The sequence below is a fragment of the Mesorhizobium sp. WSM4822 genome (genome assembly GCF_055811155.1).
In genome coordinates this window covers 37234-62346 of the sequence record NZ_JBVVQM010000002.1, presented here as the reverse complement: position 1 = coordinate 62346, position 25113 = coordinate 37234, and the positions used below count along the sequence as shown (strand labels likewise).

The following is a 25113-nucleotide window of genomic DNA, read 5'->3' as shown; positions in this document are numbered from 1 at the left end:
GGCCGCCGGCGCCTGGAAGCATGTATCGAGGAACTTCGCCGACAGCTTGTCGGGATGTTCTCGACCGCTTCAGGGCATCAAGTGTTGAACTTGAACAACAGCACGTCGCCGTCCTGGACGACATATTCCTTGCCTTCGTCGCGCGCCTTGCCGGCTTCCTTGGCCGCCACTTCGCCGCCCAGTGTGACGAAGTCGTTGTAGGAGATGGTCTGGGCGCGGATGAAGCCGCGCTCGAAATCGGTGTGGATGACACCGGCGGCCTGTGGCGCCTTGTCGCCTTTATGGATGGTCCAGGCGCGCGTCTCCTTCGGCCCGGCGGTGAAATAGGTGATGAGGTGCAACAGGTCGTAGCCGGCGCGTATGACCTTGTTGAGGCCTGGCTCGTCGAGGCCGAGCGAGGACAGGAATTCCATCTCTTCCTCGTCCGAGAGTTGCGCGACCTCGGCTTCGATCGCCGCCGAGATCACCACTGTGCCGGCGCCCTGGGCGGTGGCCATCTTTTCCACGGCCCTGGTGTGTTCGTTGCCGGTGGCGGCGTCGGCCTCCGCGACATTGCAGACATAGAGCACGGGATGCGAGGTCAGAAGGTTCAGGCCCTGCAGGATGCGCAAATCTTCGGCCGAAATACCCTTGAGCAGGATGCGGGTCGGCTTGCCGGCCTGCAGCAGTTCGAGCGCTGCCTCCATCAACGGCAGCACGGTCGTCGCTTCCTTGTCCTTGCTGCCGGCGCGCTTGCGGATCTGCACGATGCGGCGCTCTAGGCTGTCGAGGTCGGCAAGCATCAGCTCGGTCTCGACCGTCTCGGCATCGGCGACGGGGTCGATGCGGCCCTCGACATGGGTGATGTCGTCATCCTCGAAGCAGCGCAGCACATGCACGATGGCGTCGACCTCGCGGATGTTGGCGAGGAACTGGTTGCCCAGCCCTTCGCCTTTCGAGGCACCGCGCACCAGGCCGGCAATGTCGACGAAAGAGATGCGAGTTGGAATGATCTCCTTCGACTTGGCGATCGCGGCGATCTTCTGCAGGCGCGGATCTGGCACCGCCACCTCGCCGGTGTTCGGTTCGATGGTGCAGAATGGATAGTTGGCGGCTTGCGCCGCAGCCGTTCTGGTCAACGCGTTGAAAAGCGTCGACTTGCCGACGTTGGGCAAGCCAACGATGCCGCATTTGAAACCCATTTTTGTTCGGTCCTATCGGGAAAATAGAAATTTGATCAGGGCTATGGGCGATAGGGGTGATCAACGTCAAGCCCTTCGGTCCCCTTGATGCTCAGTCCTTGCCGCCGAACAGCTTCTTCAGCATGGCGGCCATTGGACCGCTTTCCGGCAGCTTGACCACCGGCTGTTGAGGCCGTGCTTGGCGGACATGACTTTGCTGCTTGTGCGCCGACTGCTTCTGCGCTGGCTTTTCGGGCTCCGGCCCGGCCTTGCCCTGGACGGCGAGACTGGCCTTATTCATGAAGCCGGATTCGTCGCCCTTGACGATCATGGCGGCATTATCGGCGATCGCGTCGAGCAGCGGGTCGAGCCATTCGCGGTCGGCTTTGGCGAAATTGCCGAGCACATGGTGCTGGACCATTTCCTTGACGCCGGGATGGCCGACGCCGATGCGCACGCGGCGATAGCCATTGCCGATATGACCGTCGATCGACCGGATGCCGTTGTGGCCGCCGGCGCCGCCACCGGTCTTGATGCGCAGCTTGCCTTCGGCAAGGTCGATCTCGTCATAGAAGACGGTGAGCGCGGAAAGCTCGAGCTTGTAGAAGCGCAGTGCTTCGCCGACCGACTGGCCGGACAGGTTCATGAAGGTCTGCGGCTTGATCAGGACGATTTTTTCGCCGCCGAGCGTGCCCTCGGAAATGAGGCCCTGGAATTTCTTCGACCAGGGCGAAAAGGAATGGCGGCGGGCGATTGCGTCCGCCGCCATGAAACCGACATTGTGGCGGTTGTCAGCGTATTTCGCGCCCGGATTGCCGAGACCTGCAAACAGCAGCATCGCCTGCTCCGGGCGTGAAAGAGTTACTTCTCGTCGGCGGCAGGAGCCGCTTCAGGTGCAGCCGCTTCAGCCGTCTCTTCCGTCTCCGGCTTCATCGCCGACGAACCGGCAATGGTCGCGATGGTGAAGTCGCGGTCGGAGATCACAGGCTTGACGCCAGCCGGCAGCTTGACCGCCGAGATGTGGATCGAGTCGCCGATGTTGGCGCCGGTGAGATCGACGGTGATGAACTCCGGGATCGCATTGGCCGGGCAGTGGAACTCGACTTCGTGACGCACGATGTTGAGCACGCCGCCGCGCTTGATGCCGGGCGACTTGTCCTCGTTGATGAAGTGGACAGGCACGTCGACATTGACTTCGGTGTCCTTGCCGATGCGCAGGAAGTCGACATGGACAGGGAAATCCTTGACCGGGTCGAGCTGGAAGTCCTTCGGCAGGACCTGGATCTTCTTGCCGTCGACATCGATCGTGGCGATCGTGGTCAGAAACCCACCGCCATGGATCTTGTAGTAGATATCCTTGTAGGTGAGCGCGATAGCCAGGGGAGGCTGCTTGTCACCATAGATTACTGCAGGCACTTTACCGTTGCGGCGAACTGCACGGGCGGACCCCTTACCGACCTGTTCGCGTGCTTCGGCCTTGAGCTCGTAAGTGTCGTGGCTCATGGCATTTCCTTTCGGTTTACTGGAGCGCTCACGGTTGGCAGAGTGCCTGGACCGTAAACGTCGAAAGCCGACATACCCATGCATGATCTGGTCCGAAAACCGGAATCCACTTTTCGGGATCATGCGGGAAGGCGGCCTTCCGCCGCGTTGCCTCCAAGGGTGTCTACGCGGGTGGCGGCTCTATAGCGGAAGGCGGCCGGAGGTGCAAGCCAAAGGCACGCCCAGCCTGGTGCAGTCCAGGCGGTCGCTATCCGCGCTTTTCGATGACGGCATAAAGCACGTTGCGGTTCTCGCCGAAGAACACCCGCGCCTCGACGGTGTTGCGGTCGACGCTGGCATTGACGATGTTCCACATATCGACCTCCGATCGCAGCAGCAACACCCAGTCCATGAATGTCTCCCGGTAGCCGGCGTCAGGCGTGCCCTCGGCGTAGTTCGCAAACAGGAACGTCCCGTTCGGCTTCAACATCTGCAGGCAGGTCTTCGTGAGTTTCACCGCGACGTTGTGGGCGAGGTAGTCGTAGAGGCCGGAGGCATAGATGAAATCGAACTTGCCGAGCTTGTGGCCCCGCGTGAGCACGGTTCGCACCGAGCCGTCGATGGCTTCGACCGCAGTGCCCTGGAAGTCGCGCGCGATCAGCCCAACGCTCTGGGGATCCTGATCGAGCGCAACCCAGCGCTTGAGACGGCCCTCCGTCAAGGCGACCGAGCGATTGGCCTCCCGCAAATGGCCGGCCGCGATCGCCAGGACCTCGGATTGCGGTCCATTCTTGACCGCAATCTCGTCGACATATCGGGTCAGGAGGTCGCGTCGTTCCCGTGCCGCGACGCATGAGGGTACGTTCTGGGTATGGCTATAGAGCGCCTTGCCGATCTCCGAGGCATTGGCCACGCTCTCTGCCACGTGCGGGTCGCAATAGATGTAATCAAGCAACTGCGCGTCGCCGGAATAGCCCCTGGGCTTGGTGAAGGACCAGTGCGTCAGCGGATCCTCGAGAAAATACTTCAGGATCGGATGGTTCTGCGCCACCGGTATCAACGCATGCCAGACGTCGGGATGAACCTTGGAATGCAGGCCATTGAGGAAGGACAGCAAACGACCGACGATCTCGGCGGGGTTCTTGTCCTGTTCGATCTGCTGCTGTGTCGCGTGGAGAATGAGCGCCAACTCCGCGCGCGCGGTTTCGAACGCTTCGCCATGATGCTCGAGCTTTCCCCGAGGCAGCGTGCCGGCGAGCATCGCGGCAGTAATCAAGCTTTTGCCATCAAGAACGGTCTGCACGCCATCACTCCATAGTTAACAGTCGGTTAACTTATTGCGTAGAATGCTCCATTTGCCAATGTCGGGCTGACGGCATTTTATCGTTATGATTAATTTCCCGCCAACCATGTTCCTCTTTAGACGGCTTCCGGCCCGAATTCCGGGTTCGAGTTAACGGAAACTTGTCTTGCGCGATTGCATTTGTTTGCCCGGCGTCGCAATCGCCGTCGCGTCCCAAAGGAGCCGGCCCGCGTGGGGGCAGAAGCTGGAAATGAGTTCGGAAAACAAAATCCCTTTCAAACGGGGTCTATTGTGATGAACGAACACCTGTCCTCCGTATTGGTCGATACGGTTGATGCGGAGCCGTACGAGCCGCGCTATGAACTGAGCGCCGACGAGCTCCGCACCCTTTACCGCACCGAAGCGCAGGCGACGCGAAGAGGAGAAGCCAGGCCAGGGCTCTGGATTGCAGTTGCGATCTATCTCTTGTTTTCGGCAACGGATCTGCTGCTGATCCCGGATGTTGCCGCCTACACGATCACGGCGCGCTTCGCAGTCGGCTTGAGCGCGCTTTTGATCCTCGAAGCACAGCTTCGCCGGGGGATTGGAACGGAATGGCTCGACGTGACCTGCGCCGGAGCCATCATCTTCGGCTATGTTGGTTGGTTGTGCCCAGCGGTTCTTGGCGCGGACAAGGAAAGCGTCTCTTACTACATGGTCTTTGGGACCATATTCATGATGAGCGCAAATCTTTTCTTTACGTTCAATTTCAAGCTTTCTATCGTAACCTCGGCAATAATATTGTGTATACTTTACATCGTAAATTACTTCGTTCCTTCAACCCTTACATACAAAATGGTATTCGGGGCTTTCTATATATCCTGTTTCACGTTCACCTCGTATGTGAACTGGAAACTGAATGAGGAACGCTACAACGTCTTTCTGAATGCCCTGGAAGCCAAGATCCAGCACAATGAGGCGACCGAACGCGGCAAGGCCCTGCTGAGGTTGTCGCGGACCGATCCGCTGACGGGTCTGGAGAACCGGCGCGCGATCGACGAGAAGCTGCGGGACTACTGGAGCGATTGGCAAAAGGTCGGTACCAGCTTCGGGGCGATCCTCATCGACGTGGACTTCTTCAAGAAATTCAACGACTGCTACGGCCATCAGGAAGGCGACCGCTGCCTGATCCATGTCGCCAATGCCCTTAGCGACATGATCAAGCAGTATAATGGCTCCATCGGCCGCTATGGCGGTGAAGAGTTCATCGTCCTGGCTCGCATGGAGAAAAAAGAGCAGATACTGGATATAGCGGAAGCCATTTGCAGCACGGTCGAGAACCTGGCGCTGACGCACGAACTGCGGCGCGACGGCGTCTCGATCGTAACGGTGAGCGTTGGCGCCGCATTCACCAGGACGCAGACCGGCGCCAAGCTGGAGAAGATCATCCACGAGGCCGATCGCGCTCTCTATCTGGCAAAAGCCGGCGGCCGAAATTGTGCCCGGCTGTTCGATCCAACCGATCCGCAAAGCAGCGACGAGAGCGAGAACATCGCGGCCTTGCTGAAGATCGCGATCGGCCAGAATCTCGTTTCACTGGTTTATCAGCCTATCCAGGATGTCAAATCGGACCGGCTTGAAGCGGTGGAGGCTCTGATGCGCCTCAAAATGCTGGACGGCACGTCGGTTCCGCCGAGCCTGTTCATTCCCGTCGCCGAGCGAACCGGCGCGATCCTGGAACTCGGGCGCTGGGCGATAAGGACGGTGTGCGCCGAACTCCTGGCTGACGACCACGTCCGTGTCGTCAGCGTCAACGTCTCCCCGATCCAGCTTAAGACACCTGGCTTCGCAACGTCTGTCGCGACCATTCTGGGCGAAACCGGCGTCGCCGGCAGCAGGCTGGCCTTCGAGATCACCGAAGGGCTGGAGATGGAGATGCACTCGGACATTCTGCGCTGCATCAGCGACCTGAAGCTGCTCGGGATCAAGATATGGCTTGATGATTTCGGGACGGGCTTTGCGGGCCTTTCATGGCTTCGCCTGATCGATTTCGACACGGTGAAGATCGACCGATCGTTTCTGCACGACTGCAGCTCCCTGAGCGGCAAGGCAATGCTGCAGGACATCATCACCCTGGTTCGAAATCGCGGCCACAAGATCCTGGTCGAAGGGGTGGAAACCGACGAACAGATGGCTTTGATGCGCGAATTCGGCATAGACAAGATCCAGGGCTTCCATGTCGGCCGCCCCGCTCCCGCCGTCAGTTTCCAGGCAAAGCGGGCCATGCGCAAACGGTCATTTGCCGTGCTTAAGTCCGCATGATGGTGGCCTCTTTCCGACGTTTGGCTTAGCCGCCCTCAAAAGCCGTGCTGATTGCAATCAACCCATGACTGGGCCAAGCGGCTACGTAGGGGCTACCGGTCGCTGGTCAACGCGTTGCGTAGCGCCTGGATCTGCCGGTTCAAGGCATCGAGCTCGGCCAGCGTCATGCCCGAGCGTTCGACCAAGGTCTCGTTCAGACAGTTGCACTGGACCAGCAGCGCGCGTCCGGCTGATGTCAGGTCGACCTGCACCTGGCGTTCGTCGGTCTGGCTGCGCTGGCGGGTCACCAGCCCGGCTTGCTCCATTCGCTTCACCAGCGGCGTGACGGTGCTCGATTCCAAAGCCAACCGGTTGGCGATGGTGCCGACCGACATCCCATCGGCCTCTCCAAGCGCGTTCAGCACCAGGTACTGCGGATAGGTGATGCCCATCTCGTCCAGCATCGGCTTGTAGGTGCGGTTTATCGCCATGCTGGTGGCATAGAGCGTGAAACAGAGCTGATTGTCCAACGGGAGAGGCACGGCGCATTCCTTTTGCCAATATGGGCATCAATTCGATACCACGAAAAATGATATCGCGATACATATTTTTGTGGACAAGGGTTTTGTGCCGCGTTAGCTATATGGTTATCGCGATATTGTTTATCGCGGGAATAACCACAAGGAGATTGAGATGACCTCGCAAACCAAGCCCAGCTCCGGCAGCGGTACGATCACCACCAAGGACGGAACGCAGATTTACTACAAGGACTGGGGGACCGGGCAGCCTGTCGTCTTCCATCATGGCTGGCCGTTGAGCAGCGACGATTGGGACGCCCAGATGCTGTTCTTCCTGTCACAAGGCTACCGTGTCATTGCCCATGATCGGCGTGGCCATGGGCGCTCGACCCAGACGGATATCGGCAACGAAATGGACACCTATGCCGCCGATGTCGCGGAACTCGCCGCTTATCTCGACCTCAAGAATGCCATTCATGTCGGACATTCGACCGGCGGCGGCGAAGTGGCGCGCTATGTTGCCAACTATGGCGCCGGCGGCCGTGTCGCCAAGGCGGTGCTGATCGGCGCGGTGCCGCCAATCATGCTCAAGACTGCCGCCAATCCCGGCGGCCTGCCGATCGAAGTGTTCGACGGCTTCCGCTCCGCCCAGGCAGCCAATCGCGCCCAGTTCTTCCGCGACGTTCCATCAGGTCCGTTCTACGGGTTCAACCGTCCGGGCGCGGACATCTCGCAGGGCGTCATCGACAATTGGTGGCGCCAAGGCATGATGGGCGGCACCAAGGCGCATTATGATTGTATCAAGGCTTTCTCGGAAACCGACTTCACCGAGGATCTGAAGGCAATCGACGTGCCTGTCCTGGTCATGCACGGAGACGACGACCAGATCGTTCCGATCGCCGATTCGGCGCTGCTGACGATCAAGCTGCTCAAGAAGGGCGAGCTCAAGGTCTACAAGGGCTTCCCGCACGGCATGGCCACGACCCATGCAGACATCATCAACGCCGACCTGCTGGCCTTCTTCAAGGCTTAAGGCCATGGCCCACAAAAATGCACCCGTCATCAGGCGGGTGCATTTTTGTGACAGCGGCAGACCCGCCTGATCTAGGCGGCCGCCTGCGCTTTGCGCGCTTCCTTCATGTTTGGCAGGAACACGGTGAGCAATCCAAGAAACGGCAAATACGAGCAGATCTGGAAGACGAAATCGATGCCCTTCATATCGGCGACGATACCGAGCACGGCCGCCGCGATGCCGCCCATGCCGAAGGCGAAGCCGAAGAAGATGCCGGCGATCATGCCGACGCGGCCCGGCACGAGTTCCTGCGCAAAGACGACGATGTTCGAGAAGGCAGAGGACAGGATCAGGCCGATCAGCACCGTCAGCACCATCGTCCATTCCAGATTGGCGTAGGGCAAGGCGAGCGTGAAGGGCAGCACGCCGACGATGGAGAACCAGATCATCGCCTTCTGCCCGTAGCGGTCGCCGAACGGGCCGCCGAGCAGGATGCCCAACGCCGAGGCTCCGAGGAACAGGAACAGCATGACTTGGCTCATCTGCACCGAAACGCCGAACTTATGCATGGAATAGAAGGTGTAGTAGCTGGCGAGGCTGGCGATGTAGGCATTCTTGCTCAGCACCAGCAGGGTCAGCACGATCAATGCGTTCATCACCTTGCGGCGCGGGAAGGGCGAAACGAAGCTCGCCGCCTTGCGGGTGCCCTGTGCGGCACGCAGCCGGCTGTACCAGCCGCCGACCTGCCACAAAACGATGATGCCGATCAGCGAGCCGACGGCGAACCAGGAAATGCTGGTCTGGCCGAACGGCACGACGATGAAGGCTGCCAGCAGCGGCCCCATGGACTGTCCGAAATTGCCGCCAACCTGGAACAGCGACTGCGCCAGGCCGAAGCGGCCGCCGGAGGCGAAGCGGGCGATGCGCGAGGATTCCGGATGGAAGATCGCCGAGCCGATGCCGATCAGCGAGGCGCCGATCAGGAGCAGCGAATAGTGCCCGGCATAGGCGAGCACAATCAGGCCGATCAGCGATGACGCCATGCCGTAGGGCAGCGAATAGGGCATCGGCCGTTTGTCGGTGATCATGCCGATCACAGGCTGCAGCAGCGACGCGGTCACCTGGAAGGTGAAGGTCAACAAGCCGATCTGCCAGAAATCGAGGCCATAATTCTCTTTCAGGAGCGGGTAAATGGCCGACAGCAGCGACTGCATGATGTCGTTGATGCAGTGGCAGAAGCTCACCGCCAGGATCACGGTGAAGGCCGTCGCCTGGGCTGAAGCGTGACTGGTGGTCGCCGGTGGGGCGACGCTGGCGGCTGTCGTATCGGTCAAGGTAGGCTCCGTGGTCTTTTTGGCGGGCAGGCCCGCAGGCAGTTGACGGACGCACCTGCGGCCGCCTTGTCGGACGCTCCTGTGGAGCGCTTGGGACCGGTGCCTTATAAGCTGCTTGCGGGATGACTTCTTTCGTGGTTTGGTCCAATAGTTTCGCAAGTGGGCCATATCGGATGCCGCACGGCAAAGAAGTCTTTCACGCTGGCAACGCCAATCTCGGCCAGTTGCACGAGAGCCGCTGGGAGTGGCTTGAGCAAGTGGCCGGGCCGGCGGTGGCATTGCCGACCGAATATCCCGATGGCTACCGTGTGCCGCAGCACCGCCACAGCCGCAGCCAGCTCTTGCATGCGCTTGTCGGCGTGGTGCTGGTGACGACGCGCTACGGACGCTGGATGGTGCCGCCCGACCACGCGATGTGGATTCCAGCCGGCACCGAGCATTCCGTCGAGATGCTGGGCGATGTCTCGATGCGTTCGGTCTATGTCATGCCACAGGCGATCCCCGGGCTGCCCGAAGGCTTGCGCGTCGTCGGCGTCACCGACCTGATGCACAGCCTGATCGTGGAATCGGAAAAGCTGCCGCAAGGCGGCGTTCTGGAAGGACGTGGTGGGCTGATCATGAACCTTTTGCTGCACGAAATCCCGACCTTGCCGGAACGGCCGCTCGGCCTGCCATTCCCGTCCGATCCAAGGCTGTCGGCGCTGTGCCGGCGCTTCGTCGCGGCACCGTCGCCGCATGCGACGATCGATGAATGGGCGGATGCCGCCGGCATGAGCCGCCGCTCCTTCACCCGCGCCTTCCAGCGCCAGACTGGCTTGTCGCTGTCGACATGGCGCCAGCAGGCCTGCCTGTTCGCTGCGCTGCCCAGGCTGGCGGACGGCGAGCCGATCACCAGGGTGGCGCTCGATCTCGGCTATGACAGCGTGCCGGCCTTCATCACCATGTTCAAGCGCATGCTAGGAACCTCGCCGCGCGGCTATATGCGCGGCGCACGCGAGAGCGTCGAAGTCGCTCGTCGCCTGATCGGGCCGGTTCGGTTGGAAAGCCCTGCGCCTTAGGGAGCGGGTGCCGATCCTAAATTAGTCGAACAGGCTCGACACCGATTCCTCGGTCGCGGTGCGCGAAATGGCTTCGCCCATGAGGTCGGCGATCGAGATGACGCGGATGTTGGGCGCGTCGAGCACGCCCTGGGTGGGCTGGATGGAATCGGTGATCACCAGTTCCTGCAGCTTCGAGCCGCTGATGCGGGCAACCGCACCGCCCGACAGCACACCGTGGGTGATATAGGCGGTGACACTGGTGGCGCCGTTGGCCAGCAGTGCATCGGCGGCGTTGCACAGCGTGCCGCCGGAATCGACGATGTCGTCGATCAGCAGGCAATCCTTGCCGGCGACCGCGCCGATGATGTTCATGACTTCCGATTCACCGGGCCGTTCGCGGCGCTTGTCGACGATGGCCAGTTGCGCATCGAAGCGCTTGGCCAGCGCACGGGCGCGAACCACGCCGCCAATGTCGGGCGAGACCACCACGACGTTGCCGAGTTGCTTGTATTTGGCCTTCACGTCGCGGGCCATCACCGGCACGGAAAACAGATTGTCGGTCGGAATATCGAAGAAGCCTTGGATCTGGCCGGCATGCAGGTCAAGCGTCAGAACGCGGTCGACACCGGCGCGGGTGATCATGTTGGCGACCAGCTTGGCCGAGATCGGCGTGCGGCCGGAGGCGCGGCGGTCCTGCCTGGCGTAGCCGAAATAGGGGATGACCGCCGTGATGCGCTTGGCCGAGGAACGCATGAAGGCATCGATCATGATGAGCAATTCCATCAAATGATCGTTGGTCGGGAACGAGGTCGATTGCAGGATGAAGACATCCTCGCCGCGCACGTTTTCCTGGATTTCGACGAAGATTTCCTGGTCGGCGAAGCGCCTGACCGTGGCTTTGCCCAGCGGGACGTTGAGGTACCGGGCGACCGCTTCGGCCAGCACCCTGTTGGAATTGCCCGCGAAGAGTTTCATGCACGGTTCCTGGTGGAGGATGATGAGACCTGACGGACTCGCTTGCGCCCTTTAACCGGGCTTTTAGCGGCCCGCGCCGGTATTGCAAGCGCCGAGATCGGGAATCCGCCGGCTAAACTCAAGAAAGCTCCGCGCCATCGCCGGGCTGCAACAGGGAGCAGCGGACTTGCGCTGCTCCTTCTTCTCGTTGGGCATTGGATTTTCCCAAAACCGTCTCCACTTTTTGGGTCCGATGCCTCTAGCCCGCCTTGCCGCCGAGCCAGGCCGCGAATTGGTCGATGGTCTGGTCGGCGATCGTCTGCATGGTGACCGGCGAGACCCCCTTCCAGCTGTCGCCGCCCGCGCTGGCGCCGGAATTGACCGACGGGGCCTTCTGCTGACCATTGATGCGGTGCAGCCGGTTGCCGGCGGGGTCATAGACATCCCAGACATAGATGACGGTGGTGTCGGCGCCTTCCGACATCGTCGAGAAATAGCCCTTCAGCACATGTGTCACGGTCTGGTCGGCGCTGCCGGCGAGCGTGATACCGCGCTGCCTGGCGCGGGTCTGCAACTCCGCCGTCAGAGGTGTCGCGGCTTCCACCGAAGCGCCGACGATCGGCGCGATCTGCAGGCGGGTCTTCGACAGGATGGCAGCGCTTTGGGCTGATGTGACCGGTGCGGCGGTGGTTGCGGGAGCGCCCGCCGTGCTGGTGGCGGGCAGCGTCTGGGTCGACGTCGCCGGCGGAGTGATCGCCGACGGTTCGAGCACGTCCTTTGCGTTGGTGCAGGCGGCAAGAGCCAATGCCACAAGCAATGACACGGTCGTCACATGCGATCGTCTCATTTGCCTTCTAACTCCTTGGCGAAGAACGCCTCCCATTGTGGATTCACTGTACGATCAAGTCGAGATCATGGCGGGACAGCGGCTTGGGCTGGGATTCGGTGGTCAGGTAGGTGCGGCCAAGCGTCATCGCCGTCTCGGTATCGGAGTCCATGATGATCATATGGGCGAACAGCGTCATACTGGGCGCGATCGGTTCGGGATTGCCCTGGTAGAACATCGGCATGTCCATCCAGGACGGAGTGAAGCGGGCGCCGACCGAATAGCCGCAGGCGTTCAGCCGGTGCTTGGTCAGGCCGTGCGCCTCCATGGTGCGGGCATGCGCATCGAAGACGTCGCCGAAGCTGTTGCCCGGCGTCATCGCCTTTTCGACAGCCAGGAGTGCCGCGCGGGCGGCGTCGAACAGTTCCTGATGGCGCTTCGACACCTTGCCGGTCAGCACCGTGCGCATCATCGGTGCGTGGTAGTGGTTGAAGACGCCGGCCCATTCGAGCGTCAGCTGGTCATTTTTGGTGAGCTTGCGGCGGCCGGCCTTGTAGCGGCACAGCAGCGCATCGACGCCGGAGCCGATGATGAATTCGTTGGCCGGATAGTCGCCGCCGCCGGCAAAGATCGCACCCTGCATGGCGGCCAGGATCAGGGCTTCGTCGCCACCTTGCTTGATCCGCGGCAGCGCCGCGTCGAGCGCATCATCGGAAAGTTTGGCGGCCTTCTCGGCCTTGGCGATTTCGGCCGGGCTCTTGAACAGGCGCAGGCGGCCGACAATGCCGGACGCATCGGCGATCTGGCCGAAGGTCTGCAACTGTTCGTCGAGCCGTCGGCCATTGAACGCGGTCAGGCCATGGGTGTCGTATTCGACACCGATGCGGGCTCCGAGCAGGTCGAGTTCGTTGAGCAGATTGCGCAGGTCTACCGCCGGATTGGCGCCATTACGGTCCGTCCACAAGACGATGTTGTCGATAATCGAGGTCTGACGCGCCTGGCGCAGGTCGGCCGAGCGGGTCAGCAGCACCATCGAACCGTCGGCCTTCACCACCAGGCACTGGAAGAAGCAGAAGCCGAACGTGTCGTAGCCGGTCAGCCAGTACATGCTTTCCTGCGCGAACAGCAGGATGGCATCAAGCTTTTTTTCGGCCATCTCGATGATCAGCCGGTCGCGCCGCGCGTCAAATTCAGATCGTTCAAAATGCAGCGCCATTATTCCCTCTCCAAGACGATTGCCGAAACCTGCCGGCCGTAATCGGGCTCCTTGCGATGCGTGGTGCGCCGGTAGGAGTAGAACAGGCCTTCCTCGGCGTAAGTGCAGCGGTCGAGGCCTTCAGCCGTCACGCCGGCCTCGGCCAGCCGGTCAACCGTGTAGCGGTTGAGGTCGAACATGGCATGGCCGGCATTGGCGGACGGCGCGAAATAGAGGATATTTTCGGCATCGGCTTCGACAAAGCGGGCGACGAATTCCGGGCCGACCTCGTAGTTATCAGGGCCGATGGAGGGGCCTAGCACGGCGATGATGTTTTGGCGCCGGGCGCCGAGGCTTTCCATCGCCAGGATGGTGTTTTCGAGCACGCCGGTGAACGCGCCTTTCCAGCCGGCATGCGCGGCGCCGATGATGCGCGCCTCAGCATCCGCGAACAGCACGGGACCGCAATCGGCGGTCGAGGCGCCGATGGCGATGCCCGGCCGGTCGGTGACGATGGCGTCTGCCTTGGGCCGCTCGCCGGCAAAGGGCTCCCTGGCGATGATGACGTCGGGCGAATGGATTTGCCAGGCGGTCAACAGATGGTTCGCCGGCACGCCCATCCAGGCGGCGACGCGGCCGCGGTTCTCTGCGACCAGCGCCTGGTCGTCATTCGATCCGGTGCCGATGTTGAGGCCCTGGTAGATGCCGCCGGAGACACCGCCGATGCGGGTGAAATAGCCGTGGCGGATGCCTTGTGCCTGCGCCTTGTCCAGCAGCGGCGACCGAACGGGATCCGGTTTGGTCTGATTCAGCATGCGGGCGTTGTTGTCCGTGTGGGCGGTTTCGTCAAGAAGAAGGTGCTTGGTCGAGAACAGGCGCTGCAAAGCGCGGACGAGAGATTGGGAGGGGCGGCGGTAAAAAGTCAATCCGCCCCGGCGAAGGGCCGAACCGCCACGCCGCGAGGCAGTACCGCAAGCACCTTGAACAGCTCGCCCATGGCTTGCGGCCCTGCGAGGCGCTCGACGTCGCCGGCGATCCTTTCGCGCGCCGCCTGGCCGGCATCGGCGCCAAGCCGGCCGGCGCGCTCGAGGATGCCCATGCCGAGCAGGAAGTCGCCCTGTGTCGTCAGATGGGCTTCGAGGCGATGTGCACGCACGATCGCGGCCAGGGCGGCGAAATCGACATGGGAGGTGAGGTCGGCCTCACCGGGATTGGCCAGCACATCTTCGTGATCGTGGCTGCGCAAGGCCTGCAGCGTGTCCCCGACACCCGGCTGGAGATGGCCATAGTCGAGAAACAGGCCAGCGCCGCCATGCCTGGATATGCGCTCGGCGATCGTTGCCATGAGCGCGGTGCGGGCAGGCGCCACTTCGGCGATCGAACCTTGCGGCGCTTGGGTGGCATCGGCGGGCAGCAGCGTCGGGTCGACCGAGCCGGCGCCGGCGAAGAAGCAAAGGTCGTTGGTCTCGTCGAGGCCGACCACGCGCTCGCGCCAGCCGGCGCCGGCGCGGAGGAACTGGCGGATGGGCACGGCGTCGAACAGTTCGTTGCCGACGATGAACAGCGGTTGCTGCGGCAAGGTCTCGATGGTTTCATGCCAGCCAACCGCGAAGGGTGTGGCGCCAAGCGTCTGCTTTTGCACCTCGGTCAGGCGCGGGCTGGTCTCGATCATGGCGAAGGTGGCGCCGCTGGCCAGATCAGGATCGAGCCGCGACAGCGTACGCAGCATGTCCTTCATCAGCGTGCCGCGGCCGGGGCCGATCTCGGCGATGGTGGCCGGCAGCGGCCGGCCGCTCGCCTGCCACGCCTGGTACATCCACACGGCGACCAATTCGCCGAACATTTGGCTGATCTCCGGCGCGGTGATGAAGTCACCGGCCGCACCAAAAGGCTCGCGCGTCGTGTAGTAGCCGTCCGCCGGGTCGAACAGGCACATCGCCATGTATTCGTTGATCGGTATCGGCCCCAGGGCCTCGATCAGGTCGACGATGCGGGTCTTCAGCCGTGTCATGCCGGCTACGGCTGCGTCACCGGCTTGGCGGTCAGCATCGCCCAGATGCCGGCCAGCACCATCGGCGTCGACAGGATCATGCCCATGGTCAGCCAGTTGGTGCCGAGGAGATAGCCGAGCTGCTGGTCGGGCTCGCGGAAGAACTCGACAAAAATGCGCGACAGGCCGTAGCCGCAGATGAAGGCGCCGCCGACGAAGCGCGGCGTCTTCAGCTTGAGGCGCGAATGGGTGAGAATGCGCAGCACGAGGAACAGCACCACGCCTTCGAGAAGCGCCTCGTAGAGCTGGCTCGGGTGACGGGCAAACGGCCCGCCATTGGGGAATTCGAAAGCCCAGGGCACGTCGGTTGGGCGCCCCCACAGCTCGGAGTTGATGAAGTTGGCGACGCGCACCAGGCCAAGGCCGACCGGCACGCCGGCCGCCACGACGTCAAACAGCGACCAGGTGCGGATGCCGCGCTTGATGGAAAACAGCGTCATGGCGAGGATGACGCCAAGCAGGCCGCCATGGAACGACATACCGCCTTGCCAGACCGCCAAGATATCGAGCGGGTGGGCGATGTAGCGTGGCAGATCATAGAACAGCACATAGCCGGTGCGGCCGCCGAGCACGACGCCGATGGCCGCCCAGACGATGAAGTCGTCGAGATCCTCCGGCTTCATCGGCAGGACGCCGTTCGGCCACAGCCTGGCATTGGCGGCGAGCCGCTTGGCGTACCACCAGGCAAACAGGATGCCGACGATATAGCCGACGCCATACCAGTGCACCGCCAGCGGCCCGATCTGGATGAGGATCGGGTTGATGTTGGGGAAGGGCAAGGAGGCCAGCGGCAGCAGGAAATATTCGTTCAACGGGGAACTCTCATTGCGAAACGCGTTTGCGCGCGGACCATGCGGCAGGGTTTTGGCAGGGTCAAGGCAAGGTGGGCGCCCTCGACTTGATGCCGCAGCGCGGCGCAACATGCTTGCATTCGACGCGCAGCGCCACTACGTCAATTTGTGCAAGCGCGAGGATTTGCCATGTCGACCGGACCGAACCGCATTCTCGATGAATTCGCCAAGCTGATGACCGACGCCGCCGGCGCCGCCCAGGGCGTGCGCCGGGAGGTGGAGACGGCCTTCAAGGGGCAGGCCGAACGCATTCTCAACACCATGGACGTGGTGCAGCGCGAAGAGTTCGAAGCCGCGCGCGAGATGGCCGCCAAGGCGCGGGAAGAAAACACTCGCCTTGCCGCCCGCATCGAGGCGCTCGAGGCGAAGCTTGCCGAACTAGCCGGCGACGCCACACCAGCGACGGCGGCCAAGCCGCGCACAAAAAAATAATCGTTAAACTTTTCCACATAGCCCGATCCTGAAAAGCGCTTTGCCGTGAATCGCTTAACGGCATTGCATGAATCTTTGTGACAGCGGCTTTCCACATGCGAATGACGCAGTGCGAAAAATTGGGCTGTTCACGCGACTCCCGATCAATAGACTGAATTTGTTGCATGATTCGGAGCAGGGTCATGCGACCGGGCGGTGGGGTCCGGTCTGGGGTCTTTGCGTCGAGAAGGTAGTCTTTTGCGCGAAGAAAGTCCTGGCCGTCCGAGTTCTAGACAAGATTGTTCGTTGTGTGTGCCCTCCCGCGGAGCGTGTGGCGGCGCTCGTACAGAACGACAGGAAGCATTCCATGGAACTTCTCGAACTCGAATTCTCCCGCGAAATCCATCCGGTGGATGTTATCGAGCAGGTGGCCCACAACAACGACTGGTCCTTTGAGCGGGCCGGCGACGACGAGATTTCGATCTCGGTTGCCGGAAGCTGGACCGACTATCACGTCTCCTTCTCGTGGATGGAGGATTTCGAGGCGCTGCACCTGGCCTGCGCCTTCGACATCAAGGTGCCGGAGACCCGCGCGCTGGAAGTGATGCGGCTCTTGTCGCTGATCAACGAGCAGATGCTGTTTGGCCATTTCGACCTCTGGGAGCAGGAGGGCGCGATCATGTTCCGCCAGTCGCTGCTGCTGGCCGGCGGGGTCGAGCCGTCGAGCCAGCAGGTCGAAGTGTTGCTGTCGTCGGCGCTGGAAGCCTGCGAATGCTATTTCCAGGCGTTCCAGTTCGTTGTCTGGTCGGGAACCTCGGCCAAGGACGCCCTGGCCGGCGTGCTGTTCGAGACCTACGGCAACGCCTGAGTCCCCGCAAGGCAGACAAGAACCAAGATGAGTTCGAACAGCGAGCGCAAGCCCGAGATCAGTTTTGCCGATTTCGATCGTGTCGACATCCGCGCCGGCACGATCGTCGAGGCCGAGCCGTTTCCCGAGGCGCGCAAGCCCGCATTCAAGCTGAAGATCGATTTCGGCGCCGGCATCGGCATCAAGAAATCGTCGGCGCAGATCACCAAATATTATACACCGGAGACGCTGATCGGCCGGCAGGTGTTCGCGGTGGTCAATTTCCCGCCGCGCCAGATCGGTCCATTCATGTCGGAAGTGCTGACGCTCGGCTTTCCCGACGAAGAGGGCGCGGTGGTGCTCGGCGCGATCGAGCGCAAGGTGCCGGATGGCGGCAGGTTGTTTTAGGCCGCCAGCTTGCGCGTCGTTCCCAGCGCTTCCTCGACCGTGTCGAGGAACATCTCTGCACAAGCCTTCCAGCTGTAGCGCATGGCGCGTTCGCGTGCTTCGGCACGGTCTACATTGAGCGCGGCAAGCGAGGCCTCGCGCAGATCGTTGGAGACCGCGCCGCCAAAGCCGTCGCCGACAATGTCGATCGGCCCGGTCACCGGATAGGCGGCAACCGGCGTGCCGCTGGCCAATGCCTCGATGATGACGTTGCCGAACGTGTCGGTGCGGCTCGGGAAGACGAAGACATCGGCCGAGGCATAGATCTCGGCCAGTTCGTCGTTGGGGCGATGGCCGAGGAAATGCGCTTGCGGATATTTTGCCTTCAGCCTGGCAAGCTCGGGGCCTTCGCCGACGATCACCTTGCTGCCCGGCAGGTCGAGGTCGAGGAAGGCGGAGAGGTTCTTTTCGATGGCGACGCGGCCGACGCAGAGGAAGACCGGGCCCGGGAAGCCGAGATCCTTCTTCTTGTCGGGCCGGAAATGATCGGTATCGACGCCGCGCGTCCACGGCCGCAGCTTGGTGAAGCCGCGCGCCGAGAGGTCGTCTGCGAGCGACTGGGTGGCGACCAGCGTGCCTTGGCCGGAATTGTGGAAATCGCGCAGCCAGCGATAGGCCCAGCTTTCCGGCACCGGCAGCCGTGCGCTGAGATATTCGGGGAAGCGCGTGTGATAGCTGGTGGTGAACGGCCGGCCGGCATTGCGGCAATAGCGCCGCGCCATGATGCCGAGCGGCCCTTCGGTGACGATGTGGATGTGGTCGGCCTTGCCTGCGTCGATCAGGCGCGCGACATGGCCGGGCGTGGTCAGCGCCAGCCTGATGTCGGGATAGGTCGGCAAGGGCAGGGTGCGAAAGATGTTCGGCGTCAGGAAATCCACGGCGACATCGAAAGATTTCAGCGTCTCGGTGAGTCGCTCCAGCGTGTGGACAACGCCGTTAACCTGCGGCCGCCAGGCATCGGTGACCATCAATATGCGCATGGCGGCCCTTTGCAGGAAAGGTCGACGGTTGCCTTGAGACGATGCCGGAACGGCGACCAGACCGCTGCTCTCGCTTCGCTCCAGCGCACCCGGACGGGCACGGGGTCGAAGTGAGGCGGCAAGGTCGAATCAATTGAGGTCGCGCGCTTCATGCGCGTTCTTGATCATGGTTTCATGACGGGCGGATGAAGCCTGTTTCCACTTTCGGTATCGTGCCGGTTATGCGGGAACCTTGATGATAGCGCGCAGTCCGCCGAGCGGGCTGTCTTCAAGGGTGATGTCGCCGCCATGGGAACGGGCGATGTCGCGGGCGATCGACAGGCCGAGCCCGGTGCCGCTGGCATCGAGGTTGCGGGCTTCGTCGAGCCGCACGAAGGGTTTGAAGACGTCTTCGCGCCGGTCGGCGGGAATGCCCGGACCATCGTCGTCGATGGTGACCAGCAGCGAGCCGCGGCCATGGGTGGCGTTGACTTCCACCGTCTTGGCATAGCGGAAGGCGTTGCCGATGACGTTGGACATCAATCGGGCAAAGGCGTTCGGCCGCACATGCACATCGGGGTCTCCGGCAAGCGTCGTCGACAGCTTGCGCTTGCGCAGCCTGGCTTCCTCGCCGAGCTTTTCGAAATAGGCCTCGAGATCGAACCGTCCGGCGTCTTCCGAAGCCTCGCCACGGGCAAAGGCGAGATAGCCTTCGAGCATCGACTGCATGTCGTCGATGTCCTGGTCGAGCGCGGCCTTGGTCTCGGCCTTGCCGCCGGAAAGCGCCAACTGCAGCTTGAAGCGGGTGAGGATGGTTCGCAGGTCATGACTGACGCCGGTCAGCATGGCGGTGCGCTGCTCGATCTGGCGCTCGATGCGTTCGCGCATCTGCATGAAGGCAAAGCCGGCGCGGCGAACCTCCTCGGCGCCGCGCGGCCGGAAGTCACGCGGCATCGGCCGGCCCTTGCCGAAACTTTCGGCGGCTTCGGCAAGCATCAGGATCGGCCGGATCTGGTTGCGCAGGAAGGGAATGGCGATCATCAGGAGCACCAGCGAGGTGCCGACCATCCAGATCAGGAAGATGTGGGTGTTGGAGGCATAGGCCTGGCTGCGGCGCACGAAGACGCGCAGCACCTTGCCCTCGAGCTGCACGCGCACCTCGACGATGTTGGAGTTGCCGACCGTGTCGATCCAGAACGGGCGGTTAATCTGGCGGGTGATCTCCGACGAGAGAACATCATCCAAAATCGAGAAAAACGGTTTTGGGCCAGGCGCGGGCAGCGGGTCGGGCGGCAAGAGGTCGACCTTCAACTGCATGCGGTCCTGGGCGATGCGTATGATGTTGGTGTAGTCGGCATCGCGCGGATAGGTTTCGATCAGGTCGATGATGGCGGCGATGTCGCGCACGGTGGCCTGCGACAGGCGCTGCGTCACGGTTGCCCAATGACGTTCCATGAAGACGAAGGCGACGACCGATTGCAGCAGGATCATCGGCGCGATGACGATGATCAGCGAGCGGGCATAGAGCCGCTTGGGCATATACAGCGAGACGAGGCGCCAGAAGCGGTTCCAGGCGCGCGGCACCGCCTTCAGCGTCCGCGCGGCGCGTACGCTCAAGCCGCCATTGCCCGGCTGTTCCAGTTCCGTGGTTGCCATTCGCTCATTTCGCTTGCCCGCAGCCGCTCAGCAGGCCGCAGGCGGCATTCTATTCCACGCTGAGCCGATACCCAATACCGCGCACGGTCTGCAGCCAGACCGGGTTGGACGGATCGCGCTCGATCTTGCGGCGCAGCCGGTTGATCTGGACGTCGATGGTGCGCTCGCCGACCTCCGAATCGTCACCGACAAGCTCGTGGCGGGGTATCGTCTCGCCGGCCCTTGCCGCGAAGATCGCCAGGATCTCCTGCTCGCGGTCGGTCAGCTTCAGCGCCTCGCCGCCACGCTTCAACTCGCGCCGGGCGATCTGGAAGGTGTAGGGGCCGAAGACCAACTGCTCGACCTTGGGCGTGGTCGCCGGGCCACCACGGCGAAGGATGTTGTTGATGCGCAGGATCAGCTCGCGCGGATCGAACGGCTTCGGCAGGTAGTCGTCGGCGCCGGCCTCAAGCCCTGAGATGCGGCTGTCGGTCTCCGACAAGGCCGTCAGCATCAGGATCGGTACGTTCTTTTCGGCTCGCAGCGACTTGGTCAGGTCGACGCCCGTTTCACCCGGCATCATGACGTCCAGCACCAGAAGGTCGAAGTCGAGGCCGGCAAGCTTGCGCCTGGCTTCGCCGGCATTGCCGGCGACGGTGACGCGAAAGCCGTTTTCGGTCAGATACTGCTTGAGAAGATTGCGGATGCGGGTGTCGTCGTCGACGACAAGCAGATGCGGCGCGTCGTCGTCCGGCGCGGCCGCGTGATCGACCCGTTCAGTGCTCTCCATGGCTTTTCCCTGACATTTTTGCGGACCCAACGTCGATCTGCGCCCTCAGTTCCGGATTGACCATCGCTTCGAGGAACCGTTCCACCAAGGTCCGTTCGGTTACTCCGGAATCCCCCAATGCAGCATGGATGCGGCGCGACTGTGGCCGCGCCAGCGCCAGCGCCAGCGCACGGCCCTTGGCGGTCGGATAAAGTTCGCGCTGTCGGCGGTCGCGCGGACCTTGCAACTGCACGACATGGTCGGTGTCGATCAACTGCTTGAGCACACGGGCCAGGCTCTGCTTGGTGATCTTCAGCACGTCGAGCAGTTCGGCGACCGTCAGGCCCGGCCTGCGGTTGACGAAATGCAGCACCCGGTGGTGGGCCCGGCCGAAGCCGTAATCGGCCAGGATCTGGTCCGGATCGGAGGTGAAGTCGCGATAGGCAAAGAAGAGCAGCTCAATGATGGCGAAGTCGATGCCGTCCTCGACCGACATCGCGGTCCTGATCGGTTTTCCGGCGGCTGGGCTTCGATCCGTCATTATTTCTCCGTGGGAAAGAGAGATTATGTCAGTACTATTGACGTAATTTCCCTGCAATGGTAATTTTTGACAAGCTTTTGGGCGGATTGCGAACGAAAAGGCAAGGGAAGCCGGTTTTTCCGGAACTTCCTGAGTTTGCCAGAGCGCAATTATCCGCCTACGCTCCACCACAAAAGCCGCTTTGGGCGGCCGACACGAAACACACAACGATAAAACTATCCGGGCTGCCGCCCGTGGGAGGTTAACATGGCATCCGTTCCCTTCGATCAACTCGATGGCTTCATCTGGATGAACGGCGAATTCGTCCAATGGGGTGACGCCAAGATCCATGTGCTGACGCACGGGCTGCATTACGCCAGCGCTGTTTTCGAGGGAGAGCGCGCCTATGGCGGCGAGATATTCAAGCTCAACGAACACACCGAGCGCCTGCATGAATCGGCACGCCTGCTCGGTTTCAAGATCCCCTATTCGGTAGCCGAACTCAACGACGCCTCTTCCACGCTTCTCAAGAAGCAGGGTTTCCAGGACGCCTATGTCCGGCCGATCGCCTGGCGCGGCAGTGAGCAGATGGGCGTCTCGGCGCAGAACAACCGCATCAACTGTGCCATCGCAATTTGGCAATGGCCGAGCTATTTCGATCCTGCGCAGAAGCTGAAAGGCATCCGTCTCGATGTGGCGGAATGGCGCCGGCCCGACCCGCGCACGGCGCCTTCCAAATCGAAGGCCGCCGGGCTCTATATGATCTGCACCATGTCCAAGCATGCCGCCGAGGCCAAGGGCTATGCCGACGCCATGATGCTCGATTGGCGTGGCCAGGTCGCCGAAGCGACCGGAGCCAACATCTTCTTCGTCAAGGAGGGCAAGATCCACACACCCAAGCCCGACTGCTTCCTCGACGGGATCACCCGCCGCACGGTCATTGGGCTGGCCAAGGATCGCGGCCTGGAGGTGATCGAACGCGCCATCCTGCCGGAAGAGCTGGAAAGCTTCGAGCAGTGCTTCCTGACCGGGACGGCAGCGGAAGTGACTCCGGTTTCGGAGATCGGACCTTACCGATTCGAGGTCGGCGAAATAGCCAAGAATCTTATGAATGACTATTCTGCGGCCGTTCAGCCCAAGCACGCGATCGCCGCAGAATAACGAAAGTCACAGCTTTTTTAGGAAGTAGGGGCGGTTTTCGGGCCGCCCCTTTTATTTCAGCGTTTCTGCATTTGACTTTCGTCCAATTCGGCGTCTCATGATGGTGTCGGCCCGGGAGGCTGACAGCTATGGAGGGACTAATCATATGGACATGAACACGCTTCTTCCGATCATCATACAGGTGATTACTGGCGTCATCGGTGGTCAGGCGGTCGGTGCGGCGCTCAAGACGGCGGCGATGGGTCAGCTTCCCAAAATCCTGGGCGGCGCCATTGGCGGCGTCGGCGGTGCGGCGATCCTCGGCAGCCTGCTGGGTGGCGGTGCGGTCGATCCGGCGGCTGCGGCAGCAGCAACGAGCGGTCTCGGCAGCGCGCTGAACCTGCAGAACATCGTCGGCGGCGCCGGCGGCGGCGCGATCCTGACCGCCATTCTCGGCGCGGTCATGGGCGCCATGAAGAAGTAGGCGGGCCGTTTCGGTCTTTTCAAATGGGCGGCTTCGGCCGCCCATTTCCGTTTTCGGAGCTACCGATGTTCGCCTTTCGAGGGTGGACGCCCTTTATCCGCGCCTCTACATCACCCGTGAACATCGAAAGGACGATCATGGGTCAGCTCAATGCCGGCATCGTGCCGGTCACACCGTTCCAGCAGAATTGCACCATCCTGTTCGACATGGATGACAAGCATGGCGTCGTCGTCGATCCTGGCGGCGATATCGACAAGGTGCTGGCGGTGCTGAAGGACAATGCGATCTCAGCCGGGGCGATCTGGATAACGCATGGCCACATCGACCATGCCGGCGGCGCAATGGAGTTGAAGGAGGCGCTCGGCGTCGAGATCATCGGTCCGCATGAGGCCGACAAGTCGCTGCTCGACAATCTGGAAAACCAGGGCAAGCGCTACGGCATCGCCGGAGCGCGCAACTGCGTGCCCGACCGGTTCCTGTCCGAAGGCGAGACCGTGTCGTTCGGCGGCCATGTGTTCGAGGTGCTGCACTGCCCCGGCCATGCACCAGGTCACGTCGTCTACTACAACCGCGCGGCCAAGTTCGCCCATGTCGGCGACGTGCTGTTCCGCGGCTCGGTCGGCCGCACCGACCTGCCGGGTGGCGACCATGCTGCACTGATCGCTTCGATCAAGGACAAGCTCCTGCCGCTCGGCGACGACATCGGCTTCATCTGCGGCCACGGTCCCGGCGGACGTTTTGGCGAGGAGAGGCGGACCAATCCGTTTCTCGTTTAGGGCAATTCACTATTTCACGGAAAGGGCGGGGCCGCTCTAACCCTTTGTTCTGACTCAATTCCCAAGGGAAAACGCTTCGCGCTTTTCCCGGGAAACCGTTTCACACTTTTCCTGGAATTGCTGTAGGGCGTGCCGATATTCGCCTGCCCCAATCCTGTGATGCTCCAAACAGAAAAGCGCTGGCCTTGCGGTCAGCGCTTTTCTGTTGGGGCAGGGAGGCCCTGGTTTAGTTCGCCGTGCAGAAATGCTGTTCGCCGTCATTGCCGGTGAACGTGCCGGTGCGGGAATTGAAGGTGCGGTAGCGGTCCGAGCAGTATTCGTACCAATCACGCGTCCACGGCTCGGCATAACGATCAGCGTAGACCACCCGCGGCTCCGCATAGTAGCGGCGGACCGGGGCCGGGCGCACCACCACGTCACGATCGTAGTAACCGTCATCGTAGTAGCGGTCAGCGTCGGGCGGCGGGCGGTCATTGGCCAATGCGCCGCCGATCAGCGCACCGGCCGCGAGGCCGAGCACGCCGGCGGCAATGGCATCGCCGTTGCCATGATGGCCATGATGACGGCGCCAATCACGTGCGTTGGCGGCGGGCAAGGCCGAAAGCGTGGTGGCGACCACGGCAGCGGCCAGGACGGCGGTCTTGAAAATTCGGTTCATCTCGGTCTCCTTCGTGCCGGCCCGTGTAGTTTCGGGGATGCGGTCCGGCTTTACCAAAGACTAATATGCAACCGTGGCTGAACGGGGGCTGAACGGATTTCGACGAATTTATTCAAAACAGGCGTCAAAGGTCACACGCCCTCCAGGGAGCGAAAACCATCGCCGGTCCAGGCCGGCTCAGCCGACCGACAGGTTGACGGCCTTGGGTCCCTTGCCGCGCTTGTCCGGCTCGGTGTCGAACGACACTTTCTGGCCATCCTCCAGGCCGGGAAGGCCGGACGCCTGCACGGCTGAAATATGGACGAAAACATCCTTCGCGCCATCATCGGGCGTGATGAAGCCGAAGCCCTTGGCATGGTTGAAGAATTTGACGGTGCCGGTCTGCGGCATGGGAAGCTCCTTTGTCCCATAAACTCCAGTCTCGGGCCGGCAAATGCCCGAGTGGAAATTTGTCCTTTATTT

The 25113-nt window shown here is 62.0% G+C and carries 28 protein-coding genes; 9 read left to right on the top strand and 19 right to left on the bottom strand.

Annotated elements, in window-relative coordinates; genetic code table 11:
* Window positions 1–77 precede the first annotated feature (77 nt).
* From ychF to AC0L3E_RS05145, 4 genes are all read right to left on the bottom strand, one after another.
* Window positions 78–1181 carry a redox-regulated ATPase YchF gene (gene ychF / locus AC0L3E_RS05160; protein ID WP_128307482.1) on the bottom strand — a complete coding sequence of 368 codons (1104 nt, stop codon included), beginning with the start codon at window positions 1179–1181 and terminating at the stop codon, window positions 78–80.
* A gap of 91 nt (window positions 1182–1272) precedes the next feature.
* A complete protein-coding gene (pth, locus tag AC0L3E_RS05155) occupies window positions 1273–1998 on the bottom strand; it encodes an aminoacyl-tRNA hydrolase (RefSeq protein ID WP_127270550.1) in 726 nt (241 codons plus the stop codon).
* Window positions 1999–2021: 23 nt separating this feature from the next.
* Window positions 2022–2663 (bottom strand): 50S ribosomal protein L25/general stress protein Ctc, encoded by a 642-nt coding sequence (locus tag AC0L3E_RS05150; RefSeq protein ID WP_127270548.1) that lies wholly within the window; start codon window positions 2661–2663, stop codon window positions 2022–2024.
* A 247-nt stretch (window positions 2664–2910) separates the two neighbouring features.
* On the bottom strand, window positions 2911–3945 hold the full coding sequence (locus AC0L3E_RS05145; protein ID WP_127320866.1) for a class I SAM-dependent methyltransferase: 1035 nt from the start codon (window positions 3943–3945) through the stop codon (window positions 2911–2913).
* Window positions 3946–4239: 294 nt separating this feature from the next.
* Here AC0L3E_RS05145 and AC0L3E_RS05140 point away from each other — a divergent pair, with 294 nt between their 5' ends.
* On the top strand, window positions 4240–6246 hold the full coding sequence (locus AC0L3E_RS05140; RefSeq protein ID WP_128307483.1) for a putative bifunctional diguanylate cyclase/phosphodiesterase: 2007 nt from the start codon (window positions 4240–4242) through the stop codon (window positions 6244–6246).
* A gap of 92 nt (window positions 6247–6338) precedes the next feature.
* On the opposite strand, the gene AC0L3E_RS05135 is transcribed toward AC0L3E_RS05140, so the two are convergent.
* A complete protein-coding gene (locus AC0L3E_RS05135) occupies window positions 6339–6767 on the bottom strand; it encodes a MarR family winged helix-turn-helix transcriptional regulator (protein WP_128307484.1) in 429 nt (142 codons plus the stop codon).
* A 151-nt stretch (window positions 6768–6918) separates the two neighbouring features.
* Between AC0L3E_RS05135 and AC0L3E_RS05130 the strand changes: the two genes are divergently transcribed.
* Window positions 6919–7776 (top strand): alpha/beta fold hydrolase, encoded by an 858-nt coding sequence (locus AC0L3E_RS05130; RefSeq protein WP_127267864.1) that lies wholly within the window; start codon window positions 6919–6921, stop codon window positions 7774–7776.
* 71 nt (window positions 7777–7847) lie between these two features.
* On the opposite strand, the gene AC0L3E_RS05125 is transcribed toward AC0L3E_RS05130, so the two are convergent.
* Window positions 7848–9089 carry an MFS transporter gene (locus tag AC0L3E_RS05125; RefSeq protein ID WP_128361821.1) on the bottom strand — a complete coding sequence of 414 codons (1242 nt, stop codon included), beginning with the start codon at window positions 9087–9089 and terminating at the stop codon, window positions 7848–7850.
* 173 nt (window positions 9090–9262) lie between these two features.
* Between AC0L3E_RS05125 and AC0L3E_RS05120 the strand changes: the two genes are divergently transcribed.
* Window positions 9263–10147 carry an AraC family transcriptional regulator gene (locus tag AC0L3E_RS05120; RefSeq protein WP_473604394.1) on the top strand — a complete coding sequence of 295 codons (885 nt, stop codon included), beginning with the start codon at window positions 9263–9265 and terminating at the stop codon, window positions 10145–10147.
* Window positions 10148–10168: 21 nt separating this feature from the next.
* On the opposite strand, the gene AC0L3E_RS05115 is transcribed toward AC0L3E_RS05120, so the two are convergent.
* The 7 genes from AC0L3E_RS05115 to lgt all read right to left on the bottom strand — a co-directional run bounded on the left by AC0L3E_RS05115 (window position 10169) and on the right by lgt (window position 15966).
* Window positions 10169–11104 carry a ribose-phosphate pyrophosphokinase gene (locus AC0L3E_RS05115; RefSeq protein ID WP_013530002.1) on the bottom strand — a complete coding sequence of 312 codons (936 nt, stop codon included), beginning with the start codon at window positions 11102–11104 and terminating at the stop codon, window positions 10169–10171.
* A gap of 63 nt (window positions 11105–11167) precedes the next feature.
* Window positions 11168–11299, bottom strand: coding sequence for a hypothetical protein (locus AC0L3E_RS05110; protein ID WP_256747485.1), 132 nt, complete (start codon window positions 11297–11299; stop codon window positions 11168–11170).
* Between the two features lie 43 nt (window positions 11300–11342).
* Window positions 11343–11930, bottom strand: coding sequence for a hypothetical protein (locus AC0L3E_RS05105; protein ID WP_473604393.1), 588 nt, complete (start codon window positions 11928–11930; stop codon window positions 11343–11345).
* A 43-nt stretch (window positions 11931–11973) separates the two neighbouring features.
* Window positions 11974–13125 carry a M24 family metallopeptidase gene (locus AC0L3E_RS05100; protein ID WP_473604392.1) on the bottom strand — a complete coding sequence of 384 codons (1152 nt, stop codon included), beginning with the start codon at window positions 13123–13125 and terminating at the stop codon, window positions 11974–11976.
* A complete protein-coding gene (gene pgeF, locus AC0L3E_RS05095) occupies window positions 13125–13919 on the bottom strand; it encodes a peptidoglycan editing factor PgeF (RefSeq protein ID WP_127270538.1) in 795 nt (264 codons plus the stop codon). The genes AC0L3E_RS05100 and pgeF overlap by 1 nt, the downstream gene beginning before the upstream one ends.
* A 107-nt stretch (window positions 13920–14026) precedes the next feature.
* Window positions 14027–15115, bottom strand: coding sequence for a class I SAM-dependent methyltransferase (locus AC0L3E_RS05090; RefSeq protein ID WP_128308958.1), 1089 nt, complete (start codon window positions 15113–15115; stop codon window positions 14027–14029).
* 5 nt (window positions 15116–15120) lie between these two features.
* The gene (lgt, locus tag AC0L3E_RS05085; protein WP_473604391.1) at window positions 15121–15966 is read right to left on the bottom strand and encodes a prolipoprotein diacylglyceryl transferase; all 846 of its coding nucleotides are present in this window, start codon (window positions 15964–15966) and stop codon (window positions 15121–15123) included.
* A gap of 168 nt (window positions 15967–16134) precedes the next feature.
* Here lgt and AC0L3E_RS05080 point away from each other — a divergent pair, with 168 nt between their 5' ends.
* The 3 genes from AC0L3E_RS05080 (at window position 16135) to AC0L3E_RS05070 (ending at window position 17671) form a co-directional block, all read left to right on the top strand.
* Window positions 16135–16437 (top strand): accessory factor UbiK family protein, encoded by a 303-nt coding sequence (locus AC0L3E_RS05080; protein ID WP_013530008.1) that lies wholly within the window; start codon window positions 16135–16137, stop codon window positions 16435–16437.
* Window positions 16438–16783: 346 nt separating this feature from the next.
* A complete protein-coding gene (locus AC0L3E_RS05075) occupies window positions 16784–17284 on the top strand; it encodes a type III secretion system chaperone family protein (RefSeq protein WP_013893499.1) in 501 nt (166 codons plus the stop codon).
* A 27-nt stretch (window positions 17285–17311) separates the two neighbouring features.
* On the top strand, window positions 17312–17671 hold the full coding sequence (locus AC0L3E_RS05070; protein ID WP_127261686.1) for a tRNA-binding protein: 360 nt from the start codon (window positions 17312–17314) through the stop codon (window positions 17669–17671).
* Here the strand turns inward: AC0L3E_RS05070 and AC0L3E_RS05065 are convergent.
* From AC0L3E_RS05065 to AC0L3E_RS05050, 4 genes are all read right to left on the bottom strand, one after another.
* On the bottom strand, window positions 17668–18690 hold the full coding sequence (locus AC0L3E_RS05065; RefSeq protein WP_127326801.1) for a glycosyltransferase family 4 protein: 1023 nt from the start codon (window positions 18688–18690) through the stop codon (window positions 17668–17670). The two genes, AC0L3E_RS05070 and AC0L3E_RS05065, sit on opposite strands and share 4 nt — an antisense overlap.
* A gap of 219 nt (window positions 18691–18909) precedes the next feature.
* Entirely contained in the window at window positions 18910–20325 is a 1416-nt protein-coding gene (locus AC0L3E_RS05060; protein ID WP_127268417.1) for an ATP-binding protein, read from the bottom strand.
* 49 nt (window positions 20326–20374) lie between these two features.
* Complete coding sequence (locus AC0L3E_RS05055) at window positions 20375–21094, bottom strand: response regulator (protein WP_013530014.1); 720 nt, start codon at window positions 21092–21094, stop codon at window positions 20375–20377.
* On the bottom strand, window positions 21081–21614 hold the full coding sequence (locus AC0L3E_RS05050) for a MarR family winged helix-turn-helix transcriptional regulator (protein WP_027039379.1): 534 nt from the start codon (window positions 21612–21614) through the stop codon (window positions 21081–21083). The genes AC0L3E_RS05055 and AC0L3E_RS05050 overlap by 14 nt, the downstream gene beginning before the upstream one ends.
* A 246-nt stretch (window positions 21615–21860) precedes the next feature.
* On the opposite strand from AC0L3E_RS05050, the gene AC0L3E_RS05045 reads away from it, so the two are divergent.
* The 3 genes from AC0L3E_RS05045 to AC0L3E_RS05035 all read left to right on the top strand — a co-directional run bounded on the left by AC0L3E_RS05045 (window position 21861) and on the right by AC0L3E_RS05035 (window position 23993).
* On the top strand, window positions 21861–22754 hold the full coding sequence (locus AC0L3E_RS05045; RefSeq protein ID WP_473604390.1) for a branched-chain amino acid aminotransferase: 894 nt from the start codon (window positions 21861–21863) through the stop codon (window positions 22752–22754).
* A gap of 145 nt (window positions 22755–22899) precedes the next feature.
* Window positions 22900–23217 carry a hypothetical protein gene (locus tag AC0L3E_RS05040; protein ID WP_023809804.1) on the top strand — a complete coding sequence of 106 codons (318 nt, stop codon included), beginning with the start codon at window positions 22900–22902 and terminating at the stop codon, window positions 23215–23217.
* A 137-nt stretch (window positions 23218–23354) separates the two neighbouring features.
* A complete protein-coding gene (locus tag AC0L3E_RS05035) occupies window positions 23355–23993 on the top strand; it encodes an MBL fold metallo-hydrolase (protein WP_127268419.1) in 639 nt (212 codons plus the stop codon).
* A 226-nt stretch (window positions 23994–24219) separates the two neighbouring features.
* On the opposite strand, the gene AC0L3E_RS05030 is transcribed toward AC0L3E_RS05035, so the two are convergent.
* Both AC0L3E_RS05030 and AC0L3E_RS05025 read right to left on the bottom strand, forming a co-directional pair.
* Entirely contained in the window at window positions 24220–24651 is a 432-nt protein-coding gene (locus tag AC0L3E_RS05030) for a BA14K family protein (protein ID WP_127268420.1), read from the bottom strand.
* Window positions 24652–24828: 177 nt separating this feature from the next.
* A complete protein-coding gene (locus AC0L3E_RS05025; protein WP_013530020.1) occupies window positions 24829–25041 on the bottom strand; it encodes a cold-shock protein in 213 nt (70 codons plus the stop codon).
* Window positions 25042–25113: the final 72 nt, after the last annotated feature.